The organism is Arthrobacter sp. S39, from assembly GCF_004320525.1.
GTDB lineage: Bacteria > Actinomycetota > Actinomycetes > Actinomycetales > Micrococcaceae > Arthrobacter.
The window spans coordinates 96,527-120,519 of record NZ_SIHX01000009.1; the positions used below are offsets into that span (position 1 = coordinate 96,527).

The window sequence follows — 23,993 nt, forward strand, 5'->3', positions numbered from 1 at the left end:
AAGGTCTTTCAGGCGGTATCCGTGCGGATATCGGCCCCCGATGCCGGTTGGCTCAAGGGTTTCGCCGAAGAAAAGTCAGGTGATCAACCGTGCTGCTGCCCAATTCAGGGCGGCGGCTGGGACCAAATGGAACGCGTTCATCGACGCAGGATGTGCCTCTCACATGAAAAAACCCGCTTCCCAAATAAAGGGACAAGCGGGCATCACTGCACATCAAGTTCCACCAGTCTAGCATCCCCGCGCGTCGGGCCCCGCCTTGAGCCCCCGGCGGTGCGGCGAAGACGTTGCCAGCGGGTGCCCTCCAGGAGCAGGCTTGAGGCATGACGCAACAGGGTGAGGACCACCACCACATAACGGACGACGGCGGCACCCGGCTCACGGACGGACCCCGCCAAAGTGCCGCTGACGCCTGGGACGAAAGGTACCGCAGCAAGCCCAAGCTCTGGAGCGGCAAACCCAACCAGCAACTCGTCCGCGAAGGTGGCGGGCTTCGGCCGGGCAAGGCCCTGGACCTGGGCTGCGGCGAAGGTGCCGACGCCATCTGGCTCGCCCAGCAGGGCTGGACCGTCACCGCCGTCGACGTTTCCGCCGTCGCACTCGAACGTGCCGCCACGCACGAAAAAGACGCCCTGGAACGCGAAAGCGTGCACGCCGAAGGACCCGGCGAAATTCCCAGCCGCATCCACTGGGAACAGTGCGACCTGGCGGAATGGCAGCCGGAGGGAACGTACGACCTCGTGTCCTCCCAGTTCCTGCATTCGCCGCAGTTTGCGTGGCAGGGGCCGCTGCGGGCTGCGGCCGGCGCCGTCAAGCCGGGCGGAACGCTGCTGATTGTGGGCCATCACCCTGACCGGCTGCCGCCGTGGGGCAACCACACAGCGGCGGAGATGTTCTACACCCCGGCGCAGCTGGTACAGGAACTCGGCCTGGACTCGCCGGAATGGCAGGTGGAGGTCAAAACCACGCGCGAGCGGGTGACCGCAGGACCCGACGGCCGGGAAGCCATGATCGGCGATACCGTTCTCCGGGCCACCCGGCTGGCGTGAGTTAGCGCGTAACCCGCGGCGCCACGGCGACCGCGGCTGCCGCGACCACCGCGGCGAGGGCGAAGACGCCGCTGAAGGATCCCGCCGTCGTCGTAAATGCCGCGAACACGATGGCCGTGGAGGCCAGCGCCAGCGCGCCGCCCAGCGAGTCGGAGATGGACATCGCGGAGCTGTTGAAGCCCTCGTTGTCCTTGGTGGACAGCGCCAGCGTCATGACGCTGAGCCGCGGGTACAGCAGCCCCATGCCGCCGCCGGCGAAGATCCAGCCGGCAATGGCGACGGCGGCAGGCCAGTTCAGTGCCGTGGTGGCCAACGCGAGGGCGATGGCGGCAAACACCAGCACCGAGCCGATGCGCACCGCCGCACGGTGGTCGAGCCGGGCGCCGAGCCGGCCCTGGATGGCCGATGCACCGGCCCACGCCAGCGCGCCGCCCGTGAGGGTGAGGCCGGCGAAGGTGGGCGAGAACGCGTACTGCTCGATCAGCAGGTAGGGCAGGTACACCTCGGCACCGAAGAACGCCGCCGAGGCCAGGCCGCGCGTCAGGATCACGCTGGGAAGGCCGCGCCTGGCGGTCAGGGTTCCCCGCGGCACCAGCGGCCGGACAGCCAGCAAAGCAACCGCGACGGCGGCGACCGCTAGAAGGGCAGGGGCCGCCGGGATGCCGCCGATCCGGACTTCCGCGGACAGGTTAAGTGCCAGCACAGCCAGGGCGGCGAGCGCGGCCCAGGCCAGGCGGCCCACGGCCCAAGGAGGGAGTGCCGTCTCCTGGGGCTGCCGGTCCACGCCGCGGAGTACCGGAACGATCATCACCAGGGCGGGCACCACCAGGCCCACGACGCCCAGGAACACCCAGTGCCAGCTCAGGACCTGGGCCACGAGGCCGGCCGCGAACGGGCCCACCAGGGACGGGATCACCCAGGCGGCGGCGAACGCGGCGAAGATCTTGGGGTGCAGGACCCCCGGGTAGACCCGGGCGACCACCACGTAGAGCGCCACAGTCATGGCGCCGCCGCCGAGCCCCTGCACCAGGCGCCCGGCCACGAGCGCGGGCATCGACGCCGCGGTCCCGGCAATCAGCAGGCCCAGGACGAACAGTGCAACGGAAGCGTAGAGCGGGGCGGCCGGGCCGCGCCGGTCGGACCAGTTCCCCGCCGCCACCATGCCGATCACCCCAGTGGCCAGCGGCCCGGCGAAGGCCAGCGCATACAGGCTTGCCCCGTCCAGGTCCCGGCTGACCACCGGCATGATGGTGGTCACCGCCAGCGACTCGAACGCTGCCAGGAACACCAGGGCGCACGCGCCGATGGTCACCCACAGGTAGGGCCGCTGCAGGATCCCTGCGGCGGGGTGGGTGGCTGGGAGGGTTGAATCGCGCACGGTAACGGCCTGGTCAGATGTCATGGACGCTAACCTAGGACCTCAACTAAGGTTGAGGTCAAGGCGTGCGGCCGGCTGGCGGAGCGGACAGGACCCCCGGCCCGGAACGCCGCTGATCCAACAGGGGGAAGCATGCCACAGGTAGCAGGCGGGACGCACCATGTCCTGAGCATCGGCGAGTTATCCGACCGCAGTGGGGTGGCGCCGTCGGCCCTTCATTTCTACGAACGCAACGGGCTCATCTCCTCCGGGCGCACCTCCGGCAACCAGCGACGCTACCGCCGGGATGCGCTGCGGCGTGTGGCGTTCATCCGGGTGTCGCAGCGTGTGGGCATTCCGCTGAAGGACATCCGCGCAGCCCTCGAGTCCCTGCCGGAAGGGCGCACCCCCACCAAGCGGGACTGGTCGCGGCTGTCCCGGCTGTGGCGCAGCGAACTGGACGCCCGGATCGAGGCATTGGAGCACCTCCGGCGCGACCTCGACGGCTGCATCGGCTGCGGCTGCCTGAGCCTGAAGGCCTGCCGGCTGCAGAACCCGGAGGATGCCTTGGGCGACGGCGGCACTGGCGCCCGCCGCTGGGAAGCCGGAGGCAGCCGGGCGGCAGGCCCCGGCGACCAAAGCGGCAGCTAACCGCCGAGCTGCAGGCCCACCGCAGGCACAACGGCGCCGGTGGTGGTCGAGTCCGGATTCAGCATCCAGCCCACGCGCTTGACGCTGCTGAGCATCACCACGCTCTCCACCAGCTCGATCCCGGGGATACGCTGCTGCAGCGCGAGCTCCTGGGTGAGGACGTCGGCCACGGACTGCAGCCACATGATGATCACGAAGTTGGTCCGCCCGGTGGTGGAGGCGGCAAGGCGGACGTTGCGGAACCCGCGGATCTCGGCGGCCGCGGCATCGTGCTGGCCGGCCGGAACATTGGCGAACCACTGGCAGGTGACCGGATAGCCGGAGAACTTCTGTGCCACCTCGCAGCGGAACGACAGCACGTGGCTGGCCAGCACCCGGTTCAGCTGCCGCTGCACGGTGGCGGGGTGCCGGCCCAGGGCGCGGGCGATGTCCGCCGCCGTCGCCCTGCCGTCCCGGGCCAGGAACGGCAACAGGTCACGGTGGCTGGCGGGCAGCGGCTCGTGCGATGACGACGGCGGTGCGGAGCCGGCCGCCTCCGGGCCGGCCTTGGCGCGCAGCGCGGCGACCTGGCCGCGGTCCAGCACGTTGAGCCGCCAGGAGTACGCCCCGGTGTGCAGCCGGGTGCACAGCGCTGTCTGGTATTTCACCAGCCCGTCGATGTCCTTGAGCTTTGATGCGACGGCGGTGCCGAATTCCTCCAGGGAGGCCGTAATCGCCGTCAGCATCAGGTCGCGGTTGCTGGCCGCCTCGTCCACCGTGACGATTTCCGGGACGGCCGCCAGCGCCTCCGTCACATCATCACGGCGGTGCATCTCGCATTCCACGTCCACGAACGCCAGGCACATCTGCTGCGGATCGCCCATGAGGTGCGCCGTGACCCAGGAGGCCCCGGCAGCCCGCAGCCGCTCCCAGCGGGCCGCGAGCGTGGTGGCGTGGACGCCCAGCACCTCGGCGGCATCCGCCCAGCTCAGCCGCGGCGCAATCTGCAGCGCGTTGATGAGGGCAAGATCCTCTTCAGTCAGCTCCACGTCAGCCCCTCTCCTAGAATGCACGAATCCAGCTAAATATAGCTTCGTTATGCATTTTTCCAGCGGTTTTCCTCGGTGTGAAGCAAGTCACGCCAGACTGGTGGCAGCAACACGACCCCTGCACAAGGAGAACAGATGCCGATCGCCACCGACGCCCGCGAACTCCAGCCTGACCTTGCCCGTTTCCGCCATTCCATGCACCAGGAACCCGAAATCGGGCTGGACCTGCCCCGTACGCAGGAGAAGGTGCTCCAGGCCCTGGACGGCCTGCCCTACGAAATCACCCTGGGCAAGGACACCACGTCGGTCACGGCGGTACTCCGCGGCACCCGCACTCCCGCTTCGGCAGACCGGCCCGCCGTCCTGCTCCGCGCCGACATGGACGGTCTTCCGGTGCAGGAGAAGACCGGCGTCGACTACACCTCCAGGATCGACGGCGCCATGCACGCCTGCGGCCACGACCTCCACACCGCCATGCTCACCGGCGCTGCTACCCTGCTGGCCGAACGCCGGCACCAGTTGGCCGGGGACGTCGTCCTGATGTTCCAGCCCGGCGAAGAGGGCTTCGACGGCGCCAGCTACATGATCCGCGAAGGCGTGCTGGATGCCCCGGGCCGCCGCGTTGACGCCGCCTACGGGATGCACGTGTTCTCCGCGCTCGAACCCCACGGCACCTTCTGCACCAAGCCCGGCGTCATGCTCAGTTCCTCCGACGGCCTCGTGGTCACCGTCCTCGGCGCCGGCGGGCACGGCTCGGCCCCGCATTCGGCCAAGGACCCGGTAACCGCCGCCGCCGAGATGGTCACTGCGCTGCAGGTGATGGTCACGCGCCAGTTCAACATGTTCGATCCGGTGGTCCTCTCCGTCGGCGTCCTGCAGGCCGGCACCAAGCGCAACGTCATCCCGGAGACGGCCCGGATCGAAGCCACCATCCGTACCTTCTCCGAAGCGTCCCGGCAGAAAATGATGGCCGCCATCCCCCAGTTGCTGCGCGGCATCGCCTCGGCGCACGGGCTGGAGGTCGACGTCGAATACCTCGAGGAGTACCCGCTGACCATCACCGACGAGGACGAGACCCACACCGCCGAAAACGTCATCGCCGGCCTGTTCGGCGAATCTCGGCTCTCCCGCTGGGCCACACCGCTGAGCGGCTCGGAGGACTTCTCCCGCGTCCTGGCCGAGGTCCCGGGAACGTTTGTCGGGCTGAGCGCCGTCCCCCGCGGCACCGACCACGCCACGTCACCGTTCAACCACTCCCCGTACGCATCGTTCGACGACGGCGTGCTGGCTGACGGGGCCGCCCTCTACGCGGAACTCGCCATAGCCCGCATCGCGGCGCTGGCGGCAGCACCGCCGTCGGCCGCCTCCTGACCGGCACTGCCCAAGCGCACCTCCTGACCCGCCCTTTCCAGGAAGAGAACCATGACCACAACAGCTAACCTCCACCGCGCAGACTCCAGGTCCATGCGGAAAACCATTGTCGGCACCGGCATCGGCAACGCCGTGGAATGGTACGACTGGGCCATCTACGCAACGTTCACGCCCTTCATCGCCAGCCAGCTCTTCAGCAAGGCGGATCCGGCGTCGGCCGTCCTGTCCACCCTGGCGATCTTCGCCGTCGGCTTCGTTGCCCGCCCGTTCGGCGGCTTCCTGTTCGGCTGGATCGGCGACCGCGTGGGCCGGAAGACCTCCATGACGCTGGCCGTGGGGCTGGCATCGCTGGGCAGCCTCATGATCGGCATCGCGCCCACTTTTGCCAGCGTCGGCGCCTGGGCTTCACTCATGCTGCTCGTGGCACGGCTGGTCCAGGGCCTGGCCCACGGCGGGGAACTCCCGTCGTCGCAGACGTACCTTTCCGAGATGGCACCGAAGGAAAAGCGCGGCTTCTGGGCCACCCTGATCTACACCTCCGGCACTGTGGGCATCCTCTTCGGCACGCTGCTGGGCGCGGTCCTGAACATGGTCCTCAGCACCGAGGTGATGAACGCCTGGGGCTGGCGCATCCCGTTCCTGATCGGCGCGGCCCTGGGGCTGTACGCCCTGATCATGCGGTCCCGACTGCACGAGACGGAAGCCTTTGAAGGCGAGGCTGCCGCCGAGAAGCGCGCCCCGATCTGGCCTCAGATTGTCCGGCACCGCAAGCAGGCCCTCCAGGTCATCGGCCTGACCGTCGGGCTCACGGTGATCTACTACATCTGGGGCGTGGTGGCCCCCAGCTACGCCACCACCGCGCTGAAAATCGACCGCGGCGAAGCCCTGTGGGCAGGCGTCATCGGGAACATTGTGTTCATCGCCGCGCTGCCGTTCTGGGGCAAGCTCTCGGACCGGATCGGCCGCAAGAAGGTGCTGTGGGCCGGGGCTATTGGATCCGCCGTGATGCACTTCCCCATGACCTGGCTGTTGAAGGATTCGGCCTGGCAGCTTGCGGTGGCCATGTCCGTGATGCTCATCTTCATCGCCGCCAGCGCCGCGATTGTGCCGGCCGTCTACGCCGAACTGTTCCCCACCAGCATCCGGACCGTGGGCGTGGGCGTTCCGTACTCCATCTGCGTCGCGGTGTTTGGCGGTACCGCTCCGTATCTGCAGCAGTGGCTGGGCACGTCACTGCAGATGCCCGGCCTGTTCAACATCTATGCCGTCCTGCTCCTGGCCATCAGCGCGGCGTTCGTCTTCACACTCCCCGAGACGAAAGGCAAGGACCTGACGCACTAGGGCCCAACTGGCGGCTCAGCCGCCGATAAAACGGCTCCGGCCCGCACGGTAGCCAAACACCGCAGCCAGCACGCCGATCACCAGGAAAAGCACTCCCGCGGCCGTGAAGGATCCGGTGGCCTGGTGCAACTGGCCCACCATCAGGGTCCCCGTGGACCCCAGCCCGTAGCCGACGCCCTGCATCATCCCGGACAGGTGCGCGGCGGTGTGGCCGTCCCGGGTCCGCAGCATGATCATGGTCAGCGCCACGGCGGTGAGGCTCCCCTGCCCCAGCCCCAGCAGCCCGGTCCACACCCAGATGACGTCGAGCGGGCCGAAGATGCTCAGCGCGAACCCGCCGCCGGTCATGAGCGCCACCACCGTGTTGATGGCCCTCTGGTCACGGAACCTCGCGGCTAGCGCGGGCGCGAACAGGGAACCGAGCATCTGCAGCCCGATCGACACGGACACCATCAGCCCGGCCGTCCCGCCGTCCACACCACGCTCCCGCAGGATCGGCGCCAGCCAGGCGAACACGCTGAAGGACATCATGGCCTGCAGCACCATAAAGGCCGTTACCTGCCAGGCCACCGCCGAGCGCCACACGTTAACGCCGTCGGAGACGGCCTGGTGCCGGACCGGGCGCTGCCGCAGCGCTACGGGGAGGAACAGCAAAAGTACGACGGCGGCAGGCACCGCCCAGGACCACAGCGCCGACGTCCACTCCCCCGTCGCCGCGAAGACAGGGTAGGTAAAGCCGGCTCCCAGCGCGGCCGAAGCACAGATAGCCGTGGTGTACAGCCCGCCCATGAGCCCTAGGCGGTGCGGAAAATCGCGTTTCACCAGCCCTGGCAGCAGGACGTTGCAGAGCGCTATGGCGGCACCGCACGCGGCCGTCCCGGCCAGGAGCGCGGGCAGGTGGCCTGTCCCCGGGATCAGGCCGCCGGTATCCAGCGGCCGCAGCAGCAGCCCGGCCGTGAGCACCGCCATGGCGCCCAGCAGGACCCGTTCGGCCCCAAACCGCCGTGCCAGGACCGGCGCGAGCGGAGCAAAGACGCCCAGGAGCGTGACGGGCACGGTGGTCAGGACAACGACGGCCCAGCCCGGCAGGCCGGCGTCGGACCTGATCTCGGGCAGCACCGCGGCGAAACTGGAGAACACCGTGCGCAGGTTCAGGCCGATCAGCACCAGGCACAGGCCCAGGTACACCAGCGCGCGTCGGCTGCCCGGGCCGCCCGGAAGCGCGGTGGGGGAAGCGGCGGGAACCTCGTCTATTTCGGCGTCGACCAGGAGGTCCGGCCCGTCGGCAGGCTTGGGGGCAGTCACGGGCCTATTCTCGCAGGCTGTCCGCCCGCCCGGCGCCTGGCGGACCGTGGGAACCCGCAGGATTACGCTGAGGCATGAGCGAACAGCAAACAACCTGGCATGACGCACACAAAGCCACGCTGACCGCAGGTGAAAGGGCCGCGGATGTCATGCGCAACAGCATGGGCAGTTGGCGGTTCGTCGCGGGATTCATCGCCTTCATGCTGTTGTGGGCGGCACTGAACTCCTGGGTCCTCGCGACACAGGCATGGGACCCGTATCCGTACATCCTCCTCAACCTGTTCCTGTCCATGCTGGCCGGCCTCCAGGGAGCCATCCTGCTCATCGCAGCAAAACGGCAGGATGCCATCGCCGCGGCCATGGCCCAGCACGACTACGACACCAATCTGCAGGCCAAGCCCGAGATCGAACGGCTCACCACCATCAACTTCGAACAACTGGAAATCCTCCGCGAACTTCGCGCCCTGGCGGCCAGCCAAACCAGCCGGGGCTGATTCCTCTATTCTGGAAGGGATGAGCGAAACCCCAGAAACCCCCCAGCCTCCGCATGTCCCGCGGCCGGTCACACCCGGTACCCAGGCGTCCTTCGGCACCTACGGCGGCAGGCCGGTCAGCTTCGTGCGCCGCGGAACCCGGCTGCAGGGCCGCCGCCAGACGGCCTGGGAAGAGCACGCCGAACGGTGGGCAGTGGACGTCCCCCGGCACGTCGCGAACACGTCGGTCCATCCGGACTACACGTTCGACGCCGAAGCGGAGTTCGGACGCACCGCGCCCCTGATCGTGGAGATCGGGTCCGGCCTGGGCGATGCCATCTGCCACGCCGCCGAGCAGAGCCCGGACACGGATTTCCTGGCCGTCGAGGTCTACACACCCGGTCTGGCCAACACCATCATCAAGATCAACAGCCGCGGACTCAAGAACGTGCGCGTGGTCGAGGCCAACGCCCCGGAAGTCCTGGCCACCATGCTTCCCGCCGGTTCCGTCACGGAACTGTGGGTCTTCTTCCCGGACCCGTGGCACAAGTCCCGGCACCACAAACGCCGCCTCATCCAGCCTGAGTTCGCCGACCTCGCGGCGCGGGCCATCAAACCGGACGGGCTCTGGCGGATCGCCACGGACTGGTCCAACTACGCCGTCCACGTCCGCGACGTCCTGGCCGGTTCGGCGGATTTCGAGAACCTGCACACCGGCCAGCGCCGCGGCCCGGAGAGTCCCCTGACCCAGGTGTGGCAGTCCGGCGTCGAGTCCCTGGTGGGCGGCGCACCGGTCCGTGAGGGCCGTGCCCCGGTGAGCACCGCGCACACCGGGCCCAACGAGGGCATCGATGAAACCGGCGGCTGGGCCCCGCGTTTCGAGGGCAGGATCCGCACCAGCTTCGAAGCCAAGGCACACGAAGCCGGCCGACTGATCTTCGACCTCTGCTACCGCCGCCTGTAGCCGGCAGCACTCAGCGCGAGACGCCTGACTGGCGGCAGGTACCGCCTGACGGATGGCAGCCTAGGCGGTCCTGATGGAGGACACGATCTCCTTCAGGAGGTCCACCCGCGGCTCGATCTCCGGGTTGGCGTAGGGCCAGATGACCATAACGCCGATAAACCTGCCGCTTTCCCAGACGCCCACGCTCGCCGCCACCATCGCCGCCCCCTCGGCGTCCGTATAGCCCACCAGGACGGCGTACGCGGACCTGCCGGGAATGTTCAGTTCGCCTTCGGTAAGCAGGGTCCCCTTGCGCTCCTCGAGGTAGAACTCGGACATCAGGTGTGCCCAGCCGTTGGCCTGCGGAGCGCCCTGGACGGACGTGTCGTCCTTGATGACCGTGACCAGGACATCGCCCAGCAGGCCGTACTGCTCGGTGTTGGGTCCGGCCGACGAATCTTCCAGGACCTGGGTGTGTTCGGGGAAGTCGGCAATGAAGCCGAGCGGGGATTCGATGTGCACGTCAGAGCCTTTCGAGCTTCGTGTCGTTCGGGACCTTATAGTACGTGGACACGTTGGTGGTGGCCTGGTTCTCGGTCTTGACCTCCACCTCGCCCAGCTTGACGTCGAACCCGGCCTGGTTGGACGCCGTCACTACGGTGTTGACCTGCACGGTGGCGGAGCCTGCCTCGTAGAGTCTGGCGGCATCGGAAGCCGCCCCGGCGTCATTGCCCAGCGCCACATTCCGCATGTAGCTGTCGATCACGGCCTTGTTCTCCGGCGAGTAGTCAACGTTGATCTTCACCGTGCCCTGGGTGCCGGCAGTCACGGTGGACTCCACCTTGGCAGCCTTCACATCGGTGCCTGCGGTGGCGCCTTCAGCCACCGTGCCTTCGAGGGAAACGGAGACCGACTCAATGTTGTTGCCCTTGTCCATGTTCACTTCCAGGCCGCCCTTTCCGGAGGCTTCAAAGACCCGCCCGTCCAGGTCCAGTTTGCCTTGCGCGGACACCTCACCGCTGGCCGTGGCCGTCCCGTCCGTCAGGTTCCGCTCGTAGGCAAGGTCCAGCTTGGCTGAACCGGACGCGGGGCCCGACTCGGCCTCGGCTTCCAGCGACAGGGTTCCCTTGGCCTTATCAGTCTGGCCGGTTGATCCGTTGTCGTCGGCTGCCTCATTGATGGTGTCCAGGATGTAGCCCGGCGGGTTACCGGCCACGTCCTTGATTTCACCCACACTGTCCGGCGGGAGGTCCCTGTACATCTGTTCCCGGGCGGCCCTGGCCTCTTCGACGCTGCCGAAGGTGTACTCGCGGGATACCTCTCCACTGAGTGTTACGCCGGCCGTCCCGCTGGTGTCGTTGACGCCAAGGCCCATGTTTCCGTAGACCTTCATGGTGGCCGAACCGTCAGCGTTCTCCACCACCTGAGTGCCCACCTCCGCACCGCCGTGGACCCACGCAACCCTGGCTTCGATGGAGGCCTTGCCGGATTCGGTGTAGACGGGGATGTCTGACTTGGCGAGCTCCTGGAGGTGCTGTTTGGCCTGCTCCTGGGCGGATTCCGGGATGCCGCCGTCCATCCTCATGAGGTCCTCGGCGAAGGGACCGTCTTCCCCTTCACCTTCGATCAGGTACTGGCGGTCCTTGGCGGAGAGGCTGTCCCACCATTTCGCCTGCTCCTCCGGGCTCGCGTCCAGCATCCTGGCCATGCCCTGCTCGAGTTCCTCACGGTGGGCAGCAGCTTCGGCGGCCTTCTCCGCCTGCTCCCGCAGCCATTCCTTGGCCTGGCCGGCCAAAGTTTGGAGCTTGTCCCAGACGCTGCTGCCGGAGCCGCCGCCCGATGAGGCGTGTGACGCTTTTTCCTGCTCGTCGGCGTGCTTCAGCAGGATTTTGGAGTTCTCCCGCAGGCTGGACACAACGCGTTCCAGGCTGGGGCGGTGGCTGCCGGTCCAGTCCTGGCGGAAACGCTCGCCGTCGTGGCCTTTCCACGGCGCAGCCTGGATCTGGCCCTGCAGCGACGTTGCCCTGGAGCTGAGAAGCGAGGCTGCCCTGTCCACGGCTTTAGCCAACTCGCGCAACTGGCTGACGTCAGCGCCGTACATGGTCATGGTGTCTCCCCAGCAGAAGTTTGCGGCCCGAGGCCGCCGTTTGACCATATCGTTCCACAGCATCCCTGATGCGGCGATGGGCATCACTCCCCATCGGCCGGCGGGCTGTTCGGGAACGGCTTCCCGTGGCACGATTGGCCTTGTGGTGGGGGGCACACACATTTGCGCTCCCTGGGCGCTTGCACAAAGGAACCACCATCAAAAGAGAACTCAGGCAGGCCGCGGATGCGGCGGAGGATGCCACAAATTCACGCGCGTTGGAGCTGTTTGCGAGGGCAGGGTTCGCAGCCAGCGGTGTCCTGCACTTCCTGGTTGGGCTTATAGCCATCCGGCTGGCCACGGGCGGCAGCGGAAGTGCCGATTTCAGCGGCGCCGTGTCAGAGCTCGCCAGCCAGCCCGCCGGCCCCTTCCTGTTGTGGGGCAGCTTCGCGGCGTGCGCGGCTTTGGCCATCTGGCAGGCCAGCGACGCGATCTTCGACTACGGCCACCTCCCCACGAAGGAAAAGGTGGGCAAAAAACTCAAGGCGGCCGCACAGGCTTTGGTCTTCGCCGGCCTGGCACTGACGCTTGCCTCCTTTGCCATGGGAACCGGCTCCGGAGCCGACAACCAGAAGTCCGCGAGCGACCTCACCATCAGCCTGATGAAGGCACCCGGAGGCGTAGCCCTCCTCGTCCTGGTGGGGGTTGGAATTGCGGTCACCGGGGTGATCTACGGCATCCGCGGTATTAAAAAGTCCTTCGAAAAGCACCTCATGATGCCGTCTGATCCCAGGGCCCGCACCGCGGTCACCGTGCTTGGCGTGACTGGCTACGTTGCCAAGGGCATTGTCCTGTTCCTGACGGGCCTCCTGATCGCGATCGCCACCCTGCGTGCGCACCCGGAGGAATCGACGGGGCTCGACGGCGGCCTCAAGGCGCTGCGGGACCAGCCCTTCGGCGTTTACCTGCTCGCCGCGGTGGGCGCCGGCCTGATCTGTTACGGAATCTACATGGTGGTGCGGGCGCGGCTGGCCAAAATGAACCTGTAAGGCCCAGTCCGGCCGGGCTAGGGTGGGGGCATGCCCCAGGTACGCGCCGAACGACTCATCCGCCTCGATCCGGAGACCGCCTTCGCCTTCTCCCAGACCACGGGCGACTTCCGGCTCAAATGGGATCCATTCATCTCCGCCCAGGGATGGCTCGATGGCGCCTCCGCAGCCGGAAAAGGGGTCCGGACGCGCACGGTTTCCCGGATGGGCCTGGTCATGGTGAGCGAATACGTCTCCTTCGCCCCGCCCAAAAACGTGGGGATGACCATGGTGTCCGGCCCGTGGTTCTTTGAAAATTTCGGCGGCGGCTGGCGTTTCACCCCGGACGACGGCGGCACCCGGGCCGTCTGGAAGTACACCTTCTCGTGCCGCCCGGCGTGGCTGCGACCGGCGGCCGAGCGGATCGGCACCTGGCTGCTGGGCAAGGAGATCAACAAGCGGATTGAAGCGTTCGCCCGTGCCTGCGAGGACCCGGAGCTGGTGGCCGAGTTCAGGGCCCTTTCGGCGCGGCAGCCACTTACGGGACCGTGATCACGGCGACGGTATGCTGCGTTTCGTCGCGCAGTTCCACGCTGGCGATGCTCGCAAGCTGGACCGGGGTGGCGCCGGTGACCCGGATCCTGCCGCTCGGGGTGGCCGTCCAGGCGCACGCCCGGTCCTCGCCGCCGTCGCGGTCCCTGATCCACAGCGAGAGCGTCCCGTCCAGCGGCATGCTGCTGCCGTTCACGGCGAGTTCGGTTCCCCAGGTCTTCCGGGCCAGGTCCACGCTGAAGCGCAGGCCGTCGCCGGACTGCACCGAATAGCTGGCGTCCGGCTGCGGCGGCCGGTTGATGGCCGGCCCGGCGGCCAGGCCCAGGGCGAGGCCAGCAGCGGCCACGGCGCCCACCAGCCCCGCCCGCCGCCGTCGTGATGTCCGACGGCGGGAAACCAGCTCGTCAAGAACGGCACGGGGCGGGGATCCAGCCGGTTCCGCCGGCACAGGGATGCGGTGGGCTGCGGCGAGTGCCACGGCGTCCGGCACAGGGACCGCATCCAGCAACGCCGGCAGGCTTTCCAGCTCGGACAGTTCAGCCCGGCAGTCCGCGCAGCCCTCAAGATGGTCCTCAAAGCGCTTCGAATCGGCGGCGTCCAGGCCGCCGAGCAGGTAGGCGCCCAGCAACTGGTGCGGACCGGAGGCGTTCATCGCTCCACCCCCATTTCATCCAGGATGGTCCGCAGGGCACGGACCGCGTAGAACGCCCGGGATTTGACGGTTCCGCTGGGGATATTCAGCTGCACGGACGCCTCGTTGACGGTGAACCGGCGGTAATGCAATGCCACGAGAACGTCGCGGTGTTCGGCGCTGAGGCGGAGCAAAGCCTCCTCCATCAGGACACGGTTGAGGAGCTCGTCCACCCGTTCCACTGCTTCGGCGGGATCCGCGAGTTCGCGTTCCATGGCTTCCTTCGGCCGGCGCTGAGCCTTGCGGTAGTTGTCGATCATGATGTTGCGCGCTGTCCGGAACAGGTAGCTGCGCAGGCTTCCGGTGATGTCAGGAGCCTGCTGCCAGACGCGGAGCACAGTCTCCTGGACCACGTCCTCGGCCAGCTGCGGATCGCGGGAGGCACTGAGGACAAACCGGCGCAGGGCGGCACCGTGCTCACGGTAGATGGCGGCAACCACGTCCTCGTCGAGGGGCATGCCGGCGCCTCCTGTCCCTGGTCCCGGTTTTCCTTGGTACAGGCTCCCACCTGCACTTTCCTGCTGGTACGACGTCCGCCGTCCGCAAATGGTTCACTGCCCCTGGGCAAGTGCCGGCCTGACGCCAAAGGGGCAGCGGTCCTTTGAACCATTCTTCACCCTGGCGCGTCATACGGGTTAGCGTCCGGTGATCCGACGCCGGGCCCCAGCCGAGGAGCATTCGATGAAACAGCATCTAGGCACCGGTCTTGCCGCAATGGCCCTGATGGCCGCCCTGGCAGGCTGCGCGGGCAGCCCGGGAACCACCAGCACCACAGCCGCCGCCACGAGCCCGGCAGCGTCCAGTCCGGCGGCCAGCCCAACCGCGGCAGCCGCCGTCGGCCTCAAGACAGCATCCTCAAGCGCCGGCACCATCGTGGTGGACGCGAACGGCATGAGCGTCTACTTCTTCACCAAGGACGTGAAGGATTCCGGCACCAGCGCCTGCACGGGTGCCTGCCTCACCATGTGGCCGCCGGTCACCAGCACGGCGGCAACGCCGACAGCGGAAGGGGTCAGCGGAACGCTTGGCACCATCACGACGCCGGACGGCGCGAAGCAGGTGACCCTGAACGGGCTGCCGCTGTACTACTACGCACAGGACAAGAAGCCGGGCGACATCCTGGGGCAGGGCGTGAGCGACGTCTGGTACCTGGCGAGCCCGGCCGGCGAAATGATTAAGACGGCGTCGACAGGCTACTGACGGCGGTTTCCGTATTCATGAGCCCCTAGGGGTGGACGCTGGGCACGGGGACCGGAGCCGTGGCAGGCAGGGGCAGGGTTGGGGGCTGCCCCTCACCGTTCAGCGGTCCTCCAGGTGCGCCCGGCGTGACGTTTTCGGGCAGGGGGTTTGCCGGCACGGGGAGGTCCGGCAGGGGAAGATCCCCGGGATGCGTCGGGGTGGGCGTGTGCTTCGGAGCCTGGCTGTTCCCCGTTTCCGGCGCGGGAGTGACCGGCGAGGTACTGGCTGGCTCTCCCGGCACCGATGCCGGCAAGCCGGGCTGGACCGGGGCAGGAGCCGGCGTTTCAACGGGCGCAGGGGCTGGGCCTCCGCCCGCGGTGGCCACGAACGACGTCACCGCATGCTGGAGCTGGCCGATGGAATCCCGGATCCCTTGGTCTGAGGCAACGGCAACCGCTCCCCCTGCCGCGAGCGAGGCTGCGACGGTAAGCGTGGTGAGCGTGACCCTGCGCCGGGCACGACGGCGGGCGGCGAGTTCGTCGGCAGGGGCTGCGGGAGACATAGTTGCCGGCTGGTCGGCTGCTTCCGGCTCGGGGGCTGCGGCGAAGTGACGGCCGGGCGTGGCATCGGGGACTGCCGCCAGGCGGGTGGCGGCTGCCGTCGGGGCAGCCGGCGCAGCCAGCTCAGCCGGGGGCGCCATGAGTGCTGCCACCGCGGCGGAAGCCTGCGGCTGCCCGGCGGCAAGGCCGCGGAGTTCCACCAGGGCGGGCCGGAGCACGGCGTCGTCGTCGAGTCCTGCCTCGCGGAGCAGTTGGTCGACAGTCCCGTCGGTGCGGGAGCCTGCGGTGTCACTCATGATCTGCCTGGTTTCTTTTAAGAGTCTGGTCCTTGAGGTTTTGCAGTGCCCTGCGCTGCAGCTGCTTGATGGCGCCCTGGGACTTGCCCATGATGCCGGCCACCTGTTCGATGGAAAGATCCGCCACAATCCGCAGCGCCAGGACCTCGCGGTGGTCGTCAGCCAGGCCTTCGAGCAAGTGTGCTGCGCTTCCGCCGGCATGGCCGAGGGCGTGGTCCTCCGCGGAGGCGGTGCTGCGTCCGTCCTGCAGGGGGTCGTACGGAGTGAAGTCCGGCCGCCGTTCAACGCGCCGGTAGTGGTCCACCATCCGGGCATGGGCGATCGAAAAGAGCAATGATTTGGCGCCCTGCAGCCCGCCGGTCAGTTCGCCGACCTTGGGGTAGAACGCCAGGAACACGTCCTGGGTGACAGCTTCGGGATCGTCCACCCCACGGGCCTTGAGGTATCCCAGCACTGCGCCGGAAAAAGTGCGGTAGACAGCGCCGAAGAGCACGGCCGGGTCAGCGCCGGCTGTGTCTGCGAATATCTCGATATCTTCTTCGGCCAAAGTGTCTAGCACCAGTGGCTCCTCCATCCCGGGCGGTGGACCGCGTCCCGGTTTCCGGAGCGGACGGTTCCGCTGCCTGTGTGGACTGCCGTGTGGACTTGCCCGCTTGGGCTGCCCCGTGGACTGCCTCCCATACGGCGTCCCGGACTGCGGGAAATCCGGCCCGAAAGGGCGGTTCCCGCAGTCCAGACTAGCCGACAGGGTCCTAGCGGGCCGAAACGGCGGGGGCGTTCACAACGTCGCCGGGGACGGCCGGAACAGCCGGCACGGCGGGAACGGCAGGCTCGCCGTCGACACCCGGAACGGCAGGAACCGCGGGAACAGCAGGCACGGCGGGCAGCTCGGGACGCTCAGCCTTGACGGCGGCGTTGCCTTCAGCGGCAGCGGCGGCGTCAGCGGAAGCTGCACCCTTCGCGACGACGTCGGCGCAGAAAGCGTCAACGTTGGTTTCGCCCTCTGCAGCGATGACCAGCGAGGAGAAGCCTTCGGAGGATTCGTTGAGTCCACCGTTGGTGAAGGCGGTGCAGAGGCCGAATGCTGCGGCACCTGCGGCGTCCACGGCGGTGCCGGCTGCGGCGGAGACCTTCGCCTCAGCGGAAACCTCGTCGCCGGAAACGGCTGCTTCGCCGGTCACAGCTGCATCGCCGGAAATGTTGGCCTCAGCGGACTCAACGGCGTCGGCGGCCAGCTGCGGTGCCGGGGCGCCGAGCAGTTCGTGTGCGGTCTGCTGTGCTTCTACGGGCAGGGCGCCGGTTGCGGCGGCCACGCCGGTTCCACCGACGGCCAGGGTGCCTGCGGCCAGGACTCCGGCGGCGACTTTGCTGGTGGCAAGAACAGTGAACAGCGACATAAAGACACTCCAAAACCTAGGGAACAAATCAGATCCGGTTCCGTGGGGAACCCATCACCCCCTACATCGCTGGCCGGATCGGAAAAGTTACGGCCGCCCCCAAATTCCTTCAAAAAGCTCCGCGGCCCGCGACGGCGGGTTCCCGGCCCGCTCCGCGCGGGCACCCGCCGTCGAACTCGCGGGAAAGGTGCGGTGACGCGGGAAATTTCCAGCGTCACCGCACCCTTCCGGCGATCGGGGGGAACCGGGCGGACCCGGACCCACACTTGGCCCAACCAACGCAGCCCGGGCGGACCGGGCCCGGGACCGCGGCGGGAATCCTAGGCGTCGACCATCTCGTCGTCGTCGGCCTCTTCAAACTCGACGGCGGCGACGATTTCCTGGGTCGCGGGGTCGATCATGAAGGCTTCGTCGTCGTCCTCGACCATGATGAAGTCGCCGTGGTCGGTGGTGAAGTGCCAGGCCAGGGTCTTCTCGCCCTGGTGCAGGTAGTTGGGGTCGCCCATGGTGATCTTCTGCAGGGCGTAGCCGGCAATGTTGCACAGCTCGCGGATGATGACCTCGAAGTCCGGGGCCTCCTCCAGCGCGTCGGCGTCGGCCTTGGCCTGGCGCTCGGCAAGGTTGGGGATGAGGGCAACGAGCCGCTCGATGTGGGCGGAAAGCTCCCCGTCGTCCAGCACCAGGACCCCGTCCTGGCCGCGGAGCCAGGCCGCGTTCAGGGCGGTGATGTTCTCCGACTCCAGCAGCTCCTCGAATTCGCCGTCGAGCTCGTCAAGGGCACGCACGCCTTCGGTGGGTTCCTCGTCGTCGTCCAGGGCGCCGTCGAGGTAGCGCTCGGCGTCCTCCTCGGACAGGTCTTCGAACGCCTTGACGGTCCGGTTGAAGAGATCCAGGTGCGCGGTGGCACCCATGCTGGCCATGCCTTCGCGGACCAGGGTGTCCGTTTCGTCCCGGTCAAGAGACGTGAAGACGTACTGCGCGAAGCCGCCCTCAAGGGACTGGGTGAGGTAGAAGTCCACGTAGTAGCTGCGGATGGCCACAGGGGACATTTCGTCAGTCTGGAGGAGTTCCCGGTGCATGGCATCAACCACCAGGACGTTCGCGTCCACGACCTCCTCATCGGTTGCTTCGATGCTGCCGGTGGTCAGAACGACGGGCTGCTGGCTCGCGGTCATGGTTATCCTCACGGTTGAAAGCGGGTGGTGCTCTGAACACTTTTCACGCTACGTGGACGCGGACGCGTCCGGTTGAGGCCCAGGTGAACGTCAAGCGAAGTTTGGGCGCCCGTTTCTGCGAACTAAGATGGATCAGATAACCATCGATCGGACACGGGTCCACCGTGGCCAGCTGAAAGTAGCGCGCACCATGCCATCCCAACCGGACGAGAGTGCGGCACTGGCAATACAGACACCCGCCATCAACGACCGCTCCCTCGCGGCCGGGCTGGCGTATGCCATGGGCAGCCGGGTTTCCGGGATTTCCTTCGACGCCGCCACCGGGCTGATGCTGGGCAAAGTCCGCGGCGGCGCCGACGTTCCCTACTCCACCACGGCCAAGCTGGTCCGGAAAACGGGCGGCTGGAGCTGCACCGTGGGCGTGTGCAGCTGCCCCGTGCGCAAGGACTGCAAGCATGTGGCCGCGCTGCTTTTCGCCGCGGAGGACAACCCCGCCATCCGTGTCCAGCTCCTGGCGCCGGCCGAGGTCTCGCGGCTTTCCCGCCAGCCCGCCAGCCTGGACCTGGCCGACTGGGAGCAGGCATTGAGCCCGCTCATCTCCCAGCCCGGCATCACCCAGTCCAGCAACGGCATCCCGCTGGCCCTCCAGTTCGAGATTGAGGAGCCCGCCCCGCACTTCTCCTACACAGGCCGCCGCGACCCGCTGCGCAGCGTGCGCCAGCTCAAGGCCCGGCCCGTGATCATGGGGACCAAGGGCAAGTGGATCCGCGGCGACGTCTCCTGGAACACCCTCAGCTACCTGAACTTCCGGCGCGAATGCAACGAGTCGCACATCGAGTGGATGCAGACCTTCCTGGCCGCGCACACCGCCGCCGCCAACCGGGTGCACAACTCCTCGGCGCTGTGGCTGGGCCTGAACACGTTTGCCGGGAAAAACATGTGGGGCCTGCTCACCGACGCCAAAAAGATCGGCCTCGCCCTGGTCCACAGCCGCGGCACTGAGCCGGTCCGGCTCGCGGAGTCTCCCGCCGCCGTCGGGCTTAACCTGAGCCGCTATGGCTCCCCCGTGAGTGGGGACTCTGCTGCCTCTTCAGCGCCGGACAGAACGGACGACGACGGCGGGCTGGAGCTCGCGCCCACCATCACCGTTGAGGGCGAAGAGGTTGATCCGGCGTCGGTGGGGACCATCGGCCGCCCCGCGCACGGCATCTTCCTGACCACGGGCGGGGAAGCGCTGCCCGGGGTTGCCACGGACTCCGTGATCACGCTTGCGCCGCTGGAAAGCGGGCTCAGCGAGGAACTGCTGACGTTCGTGACGGCTGGCAGCACCCTGCACATCCCGGCCAAGGATGAGACCCGATTCCTCACCGGTTTCTATCCGAAGCTCAAACAGGCCGCCCGCGTCACCGCGAAAGACGAGTCCGTGGAGCTGCCTGCCCTGGCCGTCCCCACCCTCTCGCTGCTGGCAAATTACGGCGCGGACCACCGGGTGCGGCTGCACTGGGAATGGCATTACCGGACCGGGAACCTGGTCACGGCGCAGCCCCTGTGGCGTCATCCGGGAGACCACGGCTACCGCGACGACACCGCCGAAGCCCGCATCCTGGAGGGCATCGGCCAGCCCTGGAACGTCGTCCCTGCCCTGGGCGAGTCCGCCACCGCGGGCTGGGGCACACCCCGCCTTGCCGCGTCCGTGGAGCTGAGCGGCCTGGACACCCTGGCTTTCACCGAAGACGTGCTGCCGGTTCTTCGCCAGGCGCCGGACGTTGCTGTGGACACCGCCGGCGACATCGCGGACTACCGCGAGGCTGAGGAAGCGCCGGTGGTTTCCATCTCCACCAAGGCCACGGAGCAGCGCGACTGGTTCGACCTTGGCATCCAGATTTCGCTTGAGGGCCAGCCTGTCTCGTTCGCGGCCGTGTTTTCCGCGCTGGCTGCGGGCCAGACCAAGATGCTGCTGCCCAGCGGCGCCTACTTCTCGCTGGACCTTCCGGAGCTGCACCAGCTGCGCGCCCTGATCGAGGAAGCCCGGTCGCTGCAGGACAACAAGGACGCGCCGCTGCAGATCAGCCGCTTCCAGGCCGGGCTCTGGGACGAACTCGCGCACCTGGGCATCGTGGACCAGCAGGCCGCGGCCTGGCGCTCCGCGGTGGGCGGCTTGCTCGAAGGCGGGATCGATGGGCTGCCGCTGCCTTCCACCCTCAATGCCGAGCTGCGGCCGTACCAGCTGGAGGGCTTCAACTGGCTCAGCTTCCTGTACAAACACAGCCTGGGCGGGGTCCTCGCGGACGACATGGGCCTGGGCAAAACCGTGCAGGCTCTCGCGCTCATGTGTGCCGCCAAGGAACTCGGGCCTATCTCTGCGGACGGCTCGCCCGCTGACGGTTCTTCTGTTGGCACCGGAGTTCCGGCGCCCTCCGGAACCCCCGCGCCCGACGGCGGCACTCCCTTTTTGGTGGTGGCCCCCACCAGTGTCGTGGGCAACTGGGCGGCGGAGGCAGCGCGCTTCGCCCCCGGTCTGACGGTCCGGACCGTCAGTGAAACCTTCGCGAAGAACGGCCAGGATGCGGCCGTTGAACTGGGTGGCGCGGACATCGTGATCACCTCCTACGCCCTGTTCCGGATCGATTACGACTCCTACGCTTCCAAGACCTGGGCGGGGCTGGTGCTCGATGAGGCCCAGTTCGTGAAGAACCACCAGTCCAAGGCCTACCAGTGCGCCCGGAAACTGCCCGCGATTTTCAAGCTGGCCATCACCGGCACCCCGCTGGAGAACAACCTCATGGAATTCTGGGCGCTGACGTCCATCGTTGCGCCGGGCCTGTTCTCCAGCCCCAAACGTTTCGTCGAGTACTACCAGAAGCCTGTGGAAAAGAACGGCGACAAGGGGCAGCTGGACAAGCTCCGCCGTCGCGTCCGGCCGCTGATGATGCGCCGCACCAAGGACCAGGTCATCCAGGACCTGCCGCCCAAGCAGGAACAGATCCTGGAAGTGGTGCTGAACCCGCGGCACCAGAAGGTCTACCAGACCCACCTGCAGCGCGAGCGGCAGAAGATCCTGGGCCTGATCGAGGACGTGAACAAGAACCGGTTCACTATCTTCCAGTCGCTGACCCTGCTGCGGCAGCTCAGCCTGGACGCCTCGCTGGTGGATCCGTCACTGTCCGGGGTCCGGTCTTCGAAGTTGGATGTGCTGTTCGAGCAGCTGGAGGACCTCGTTGCCGAGGGCCACCGGGCGCTGATTTTCAGCCAGTTCACCGGGTTCCTGGGCAAGGTCCGGGAGCGGCTGGTGGAGGAGAAGATCGAGTTCTGCTATCTCGACGGCGGCACCCGGAACCGTACCGACGTCGTTAATGAATTCAAGAACGGCACGGCGCCCGTGTTCCTGATTTCGCTGAAGGCCGGCGGATTTGGGCTCAACCTGACCGAGGCCGACTACGTGTTCCTGCTGGATCCCTGGTGGAACCCCGCTTCGGAAGCGCAGGCCGTGGACCGTACCCACCGGATCGGGCAGGCCCGGAACGTGATGGTGTACCGGCTGGTGGCCAAGGACACGATCGAGGAAAAGGTCATGGCTTTGAAGGCGCGGAAGTCGCAGCTGTTCGCGGACGTGATGGAAGGCGATGCGCTGTCCAGCGGTTCGATCACAGCGGAGGACCTGGCGGGCCTGTTCAAGGACTAAGCGCGCCCACCGCCTGAGCGCGAACGTACACTTGGGGCCCTCCGGCCGCGACAAAGGCTGCGCGAACGTACACTTGGGGCCCTCCCGCTTGGCAGCCGAAAACCCTCCAGGAAGTGGCATTGGGGAGGGGCTGGAGGTTATCCACATAGGGCATTTGCTTCGGTGTTTTTGTCGGTGCCTCGCAGGATGATGGGGGTATGGGAAACGCCGCAGCAGTGGATTCAATGGAGGCCATGATGGCTTCCGTCGCTGCGCTTGCGGTGTTGGCGGAACGCAGCGAGGGCCGCTCCGGGTCCACCGGCCCGGACCCGCTGCGTGACCGGGCGGATGCGTGCCTGGAGGGTCTTGAAGAGACTGCCCGGATGGAGGCCATGCTGGCCGCCAGGAAAGTACGCTTCACCGCCGGGTTCGCCGAGGCAACCCGGGCCATGTCCCCACCGGATGAGCAGCCGCATCAGCGCATGGCCCGGGAAATGGGCGTTGTCGCCGAGGTCGCGTGTGCCCTGACGGTCAGCGAACGCTCGGCTTCCGCCCTGCTGGCCCAATCCCACGAACTGACCACCACCCTGCCGCTGACCCAGGCCGCTTTGGAGCAGGGGTTGGTGTCGTGGCAGCATGCGAGGGTCATGGTCGATGAGGCGGCCAGCCTGGACCCAGCCGGGGCCGCAGCGTTGGAAGCCCATTTCCTGGACCCGGAAGCACCCAACCCCGCCCGAAGCTGCCCGGCCGGAGACATGGTCCCGTCGCGGTTCCGGCACAAGGCGCGGACGTGGCGGGAACGGCACCACCCGGTCAGCATCGAAAAACGCCACGCCAAAAGTTTCCTGGACCGGCGGCTGGAGTACGCCCCGGACCGCGACGGCATGGCCTGGCTCTCCGCCTACCTCCCCGCGGACCAGGCCGCCGGAATCTGGAACGGCATCACCGCCACCGCCCGGGCCCTCCAAAGCCGCACCGAGGGCAGGACACTCACCCAGCTCCGGGCAGACGTCGCCGCCAAACTACTCCTCAGCGCCAGCTTCACCACCAACAACCCGGTGGACGGCAGCACAGACCCAGCCGCCGGCAAAACAGACACAACGGCCGGCAGCACCAGCACCAGCACCAGCACCAGCACCAGCAATGATGGCGTGCCTGGCGGCGTTCCGGTCACTGACGGGATCGATGATGCCGTAGCCGGCCTGGTTCCGACCCCTGGCGGGGTCGATTCGGGCCCGGTGCCCACCCCGGCGGCGCAGGTCCTCGTGACCGTACCGGTCTTCGCCCTGATGGGCCTCACCGACGAACCCGCCGACCTCGACGGCTACGGCCCCATCCCCGCCTCCATGGCCCGCAAACTCGTGGCCGACGGGGCATCCTCATTCCGCCGGGTCCTGATTGATCCGCGGGATGGAGCACCGCTGGAAATCGGACGGGCCAGCTACCGGATCCCATCGGCGATGCGGCAATGGCTCAGACTCCGGGACGGGAAATGTTCGTTCCCCGGCTGCAACAACCAGTCCCTGGACAACGAAACCGACCACATCCTCGCCTGGGCCGACGGCGGCACCACCGGTATATCCAATCTCGGGTCAGCGTGCCGCAAACACCACCGTTTGAAGCACACCACAGCCTGGACACCCAGCGATGCCAGCACAGACAAACCACCCGGCTGGACCTCACCCACCGGCCGCCGGTACCAAAGCGAACACCACGACTGGGAACCACCCCACTGGCCGGCGCAAGTCCTGGACGGGCTCAAGATCCTGGAAGAGCTCAAGCGCTAGGATCCTGGGTGCGGCCATGCCCGACGCCCCGCCAGCCGATGACGCCCAGATAGAAGACGCGTTGGT

22 protein-coding genes are annotated in these 23,993 nt (G+C 67.6%); 11 read left to right on the plus strand and 11 right to left on the minus strand.

The annotated features are described in order from the left end of the window. Positions 1–320: 320 nt before the first annotated feature. Positions 321–1,046 carry a class I SAM-dependent methyltransferase gene (locus EYS21_RS17455; RefSeq protein ID WP_131134506.1) on the plus strand — a complete coding sequence of 242 codons (726 nt, stop codon included), beginning with the start codon at positions 321–323 and terminating at the stop codon, positions 1,044–1,046. Between the two features lies 1 nt (position 1,047). Here the strand turns inward: EYS21_RS17455 and EYS21_RS17460 are convergent, their stop codons facing one another. After that, positions 1,048–2,448 carry an MFS transporter gene (locus tag EYS21_RS17460; protein ID WP_131134507.1) on the minus strand — a complete coding sequence of 467 codons (1,401 nt, stop codon included), beginning with the start codon at positions 2,446–2,448 and terminating at the stop codon, positions 1,048–1,050. A gap of 108 nt (positions 2,449–2,556) precedes the next feature. On the opposite strand from EYS21_RS17460, the gene soxR reads away from it, so the two are divergent. Next, a complete protein-coding gene (gene soxR / locus EYS21_RS17465; RefSeq protein ID WP_131134508.1) occupies positions 2,557–3,054 on the plus strand; it encodes a redox-sensitive transcriptional activator SoxR in 498 nt (165 codons plus the stop codon). On the opposite strand, the gene EYS21_RS17470 is transcribed toward soxR, so the two are convergent. After that, a complete protein-coding gene (locus EYS21_RS17470) occupies positions 3,051–4,082 on the minus strand; it encodes an Lrp/AsnC family transcriptional regulator (protein ID WP_131134509.1) in 1,032 nt (343 codons plus the stop codon). The two genes, soxR and EYS21_RS17470, sit on opposite strands and share 4 nt — an antisense overlap. A gap of 135 nt (positions 4,083–4,217) precedes the next feature. Here EYS21_RS17470 and EYS21_RS17475 point away from each other — a divergent pair, with 135 nt between their 5' ends. Next, entirely contained in the window at positions 4,218–5,453 is a 1,236-nt protein-coding gene (locus EYS21_RS17475) for a M20 family metallopeptidase (protein ID WP_131134510.1), read from the plus strand. Between the two features lie 51 nt (positions 5,454–5,504). Further along, the gene (locus tag EYS21_RS17480; protein WP_131134511.1) at positions 5,505–6,794 is read left to right on the plus strand and encodes an MFS transporter; all 1,290 of its coding nucleotides are present in this window, start codon (positions 5,505–5,507) and stop codon (positions 6,792–6,794) included. 15 nt (positions 6,795–6,809) lie between these two features. Here the strand turns inward: EYS21_RS17480 and EYS21_RS17485 are convergent, their stop codons facing one another. Further along, the gene (locus tag EYS21_RS17485; protein ID WP_131134512.1) at positions 6,810–8,099 is read right to left on the minus strand and encodes an MFS transporter; all 1,290 of its coding nucleotides are present in this window, start codon (positions 8,097–8,099) and stop codon (positions 6,810–6,812) included. A 74-nt stretch (positions 8,100–8,173) separates the two neighbouring features. On the opposite strand from EYS21_RS17485, the gene EYS21_RS17490 reads away from it, so the two are divergent. Continuing rightward, the gene (locus EYS21_RS17490) at positions 8,174–8,593 is read left to right on the plus strand and encodes a DUF1003 domain-containing protein (protein ID WP_131134513.1); all 420 of its coding nucleotides are present in this window, start codon (positions 8,174–8,176) and stop codon (positions 8,591–8,593) included. Between the two features lie 19 nt (positions 8,594–8,612). Continuing rightward, positions 8,613–9,536 (plus strand): tRNA (guanosine(46)-N7)-methyltransferase TrmB, encoded by a 924-nt coding sequence (gene trmB, locus EYS21_RS17495; protein WP_131134514.1) that lies wholly within the window; start codon positions 8,613–8,615, stop codon positions 9,534–9,536. A gap of 60 nt (positions 9,537–9,596) precedes the next feature. Here the strand turns inward: trmB and EYS21_RS17500 are convergent, their stop codons facing one another. Continuing rightward, positions 9,597–10,037: a hypothetical protein gene (locus EYS21_RS17500; protein WP_131134515.1), complete on the minus strand. Its 441-nt coding sequence runs from the start codon at positions 10,035–10,037 to the stop codon at positions 9,597–9,599. A 1-nt stretch (position 10,038) separates the two neighbouring features. After that, positions 10,039–11,622 carry a hypothetical protein gene (locus EYS21_RS17505; RefSeq protein WP_131134516.1) on the minus strand — a complete coding sequence of 528 codons (1,584 nt, stop codon included), beginning with the start codon at positions 11,620–11,622 and terminating at the stop codon, positions 10,039–10,041. Between the two features lie 179 nt (positions 11,623–11,801). Here EYS21_RS17505 and EYS21_RS17510 point away from each other — a divergent pair, with 179 nt between their 5' ends. Both EYS21_RS17510 and EYS21_RS17515 read left to right on the plus strand, forming a co-directional pair. Then, a complete protein-coding gene (locus EYS21_RS17510) occupies positions 11,802–12,650 on the plus strand; it encodes a DUF1206 domain-containing protein (RefSeq protein WP_242633479.1) in 849 nt (282 codons plus the stop codon). A 30-nt stretch (positions 12,651–12,680) separates the two neighbouring features. After that, the gene (locus tag EYS21_RS17515; protein WP_131134518.1) at positions 12,681–13,181 is read left to right on the plus strand and encodes an SRPBCC family protein; all 501 of its coding nucleotides are present in this window, start codon (positions 12,681–12,683) and stop codon (positions 13,179–13,181) included. Here EYS21_RS17515 and EYS21_RS17520 read toward each other — a convergent pair. Together EYS21_RS17520 and EYS21_RS17525 are read right to left on the minus strand one after the other, a co-directional pair. After that, a complete protein-coding gene (locus EYS21_RS17520) occupies positions 13,168–13,833 on the minus strand; it encodes a zf-HC2 domain-containing protein (RefSeq protein WP_131134519.1) in 666 nt (221 codons plus the stop codon). The genes EYS21_RS17515 and EYS21_RS17520 overlap by 14 nt on opposite strands. Further along, positions 13,830–14,330: a sigma-70 family RNA polymerase sigma factor gene (locus EYS21_RS17525; RefSeq protein ID WP_131134520.1), complete on the minus strand. Its 501-nt coding sequence runs from the start codon at positions 14,328–14,330 to the stop codon at positions 13,830–13,832. Before EYS21_RS17525 ends, EYS21_RS17520 begins: the two co-directional genes overlap by 4 nt. 223 nt (positions 14,331–14,553) lie before the next feature. Here EYS21_RS17525 and EYS21_RS17530 point away from each other — a divergent pair, with 223 nt between their 5' ends. Further along, entirely contained in the window at positions 14,554–15,072 is a 519-nt protein-coding gene (locus EYS21_RS17530) for a hypothetical protein (RefSeq protein ID WP_131134521.1), read from the plus strand. A 25-nt stretch (positions 15,073–15,097) separates the two neighbouring features. Here the strand turns inward: EYS21_RS17530 and EYS21_RS17535 are convergent, their stop codons facing one another. The 4 genes from EYS21_RS17535 to EYS21_RS17550 all read right to left on the minus strand — a co-directional run bounded on the left by EYS21_RS17535 (position 15,098) and on the right by EYS21_RS17550 (position 18,479). Then, entirely contained in the window at positions 15,098–15,907 is an 810-nt protein-coding gene (locus tag EYS21_RS17535; protein WP_131134522.1) for a hypothetical protein, read from the minus strand. Further along, entirely contained in the window at positions 15,900–16,481 is a 582-nt protein-coding gene (locus EYS21_RS17540) for a sigma-70 family RNA polymerase sigma factor (protein ID WP_131134523.1), read from the minus strand. The genes EYS21_RS17535 and EYS21_RS17540 overlap by 8 nt, the downstream gene beginning before the upstream one ends. Positions 16,482–16,659: 178 nt before the next feature. Further along, entirely contained in the window at positions 16,660–17,304 is a 645-nt protein-coding gene (locus EYS21_RS17545; protein ID WP_131134524.1) for a protein tyrosine phosphatase, read from the minus strand. A 320-nt stretch (positions 17,305–17,624) separates the two neighbouring features. Then, on the minus strand, positions 17,625–18,479 hold the full coding sequence (locus EYS21_RS17550) for a hypothetical protein (RefSeq protein WP_131134525.1): 855 nt from the start codon (positions 18,477–18,479) through the stop codon (positions 17,625–17,627). Positions 18,480–18,669: 190 nt separating this feature from the next. Between EYS21_RS17550 and EYS21_RS17555 the strand changes: the two genes are divergently transcribed. Both EYS21_RS17555 and EYS21_RS17560 read left to right on the plus strand, forming a co-directional pair. Then, a complete protein-coding gene (locus EYS21_RS17555) occupies positions 18,670–22,161 on the plus strand; it encodes a DEAD/DEAH box helicase (RefSeq protein ID WP_131134526.1) in 3,492 nt (1,163 codons plus the stop codon). A gap of 197 nt (positions 22,162–22,358) precedes the next feature. Next, positions 22,359–23,927 carry an HNH endonuclease signature motif containing protein gene (locus EYS21_RS17560; protein WP_131134527.1) on the plus strand — a complete coding sequence of 523 codons (1,569 nt, stop codon included), beginning with the start codon at positions 22,359–22,361 and terminating at the stop codon, positions 23,925–23,927. Positions 23,928–23,993: the final 66 nt, after the last annotated feature.

What these genes read in the sequence shown, in the direction of transcription:
- EYS21_RS17520 (WP_131134519.1), bottom strand. Translation starts at nt 13,833, where the DNA reads ATGAACGCCTCCGGTCCGCACCAGTTGCTGGGCGCCTACCTGCTCGGC.
- EYS21_RS17550 (WP_131134525.1), bottom strand. Translation starts at nt 18,479, where the DNA reads ATGACCGCGAGCCAGCAGCCCGTCGTTCTGACCACCGGCAGCATCGAA.
- EYS21_RS17545 (WP_131134524.1), bottom strand. Translation starts at nt 17,304, where the DNA reads ATGTCGCTGTTCACTGTTCTTGCCACCAGCAAAGTCGCCGCCGGAGTC.
- EYS21_RS17505 (WP_131134516.1), bottom strand. Translation starts at nt 11,622, where the DNA reads ATGACCATGTACGGCGCTGACGTCAGCCAGTTGCGCGAGTTGGCTAAA.
- EYS21_RS17515 (WP_131134518.1), top strand. Translation starts at nt 12,681, where the DNA reads ATGCCCCAGGTACGCGCCGAACGACTCATCCGCCTCGATCCGGAGACC.
- EYS21_RS17555 (WP_131134526.1), top strand. Translation starts at nt 18,670, where the DNA reads ATGCCATCCCAACCGGACGAGAGTGCGGCACTGGCAATACAGACACCC.
- soxR (WP_131134508.1), top strand. Translation starts at nt 2,557, where the DNA reads ATGCCACAGGTAGCAGGCGGGACGCACCATGTCCTGAGCATCGGCGAG.
- EYS21_RS17530 (WP_131134521.1), top strand. Translation starts at nt 14,554, where the DNA reads ATGAAACAGCATCTAGGCACCGGTCTTGCCGCAATGGCCCTGATGGCC.
- EYS21_RS17560 (WP_131134527.1), top strand. Translation starts at nt 22,359, where the DNA reads ATGGGAAACGCCGCAGCAGTGGATTCAATGGAGGCCATGATGGCTTCC.
- EYS21_RS17535 (WP_131134522.1), bottom strand. Translation starts at nt 15,907, where the DNA reads ATGAGTGACACCGCAGGCTCCCGCACCGACGGGACTGTCGACCAACTG.
- trmB (WP_131134514.1), top strand. Translation starts at nt 8,613, where the DNA reads ATGAGCGAAACCCCAGAAACCCCCCAGCCTCCGCATGTCCCGCGGCCG.
- EYS21_RS17460 (WP_131134507.1), bottom strand. Translation starts at nt 2,448, where the DNA reads ATGACATCTGACCAGGCCGTTACCGTGCGCGATTCAACCCTCCCAGCC.
- EYS21_RS17525 (WP_131134520.1), bottom strand. Translation starts at nt 14,330, where the DNA reads ATGCCCCTCGACGAGGACGTGGTTGCCGCCATCTACCGTGAGCACGGT.
- EYS21_RS17455 (WP_131134506.1), top strand. Translation starts at nt 321, where the DNA reads ATGACGCAACAGGGTGAGGACCACCACCACATAACGGACGACGGCGGC.
- EYS21_RS17475 (WP_131134510.1), top strand. Translation starts at nt 4,218, where the DNA reads ATGCCGATCGCCACCGACGCCCGCGAACTCCAGCCTGACCTTGCCCGT.
- EYS21_RS17480 (WP_131134511.1), top strand. Translation starts at nt 5,505, where the DNA reads ATGACCACAACAGCTAACCTCCACCGCGCAGACTCCAGGTCCATGCGG.
- EYS21_RS17490 (WP_131134513.1), top strand. Translation starts at nt 8,174, where the DNA reads ATGAGCGAACAGCAAACAACCTGGCATGACGCACACAAAGCCACGCTG.
- EYS21_RS17540 (WP_131134523.1), bottom strand. Translation starts at nt 16,481, where the DNA reads ATGGAGGAGCCACTGGTGCTAGACACTTTGGCCGAAGAAGATATCGAG.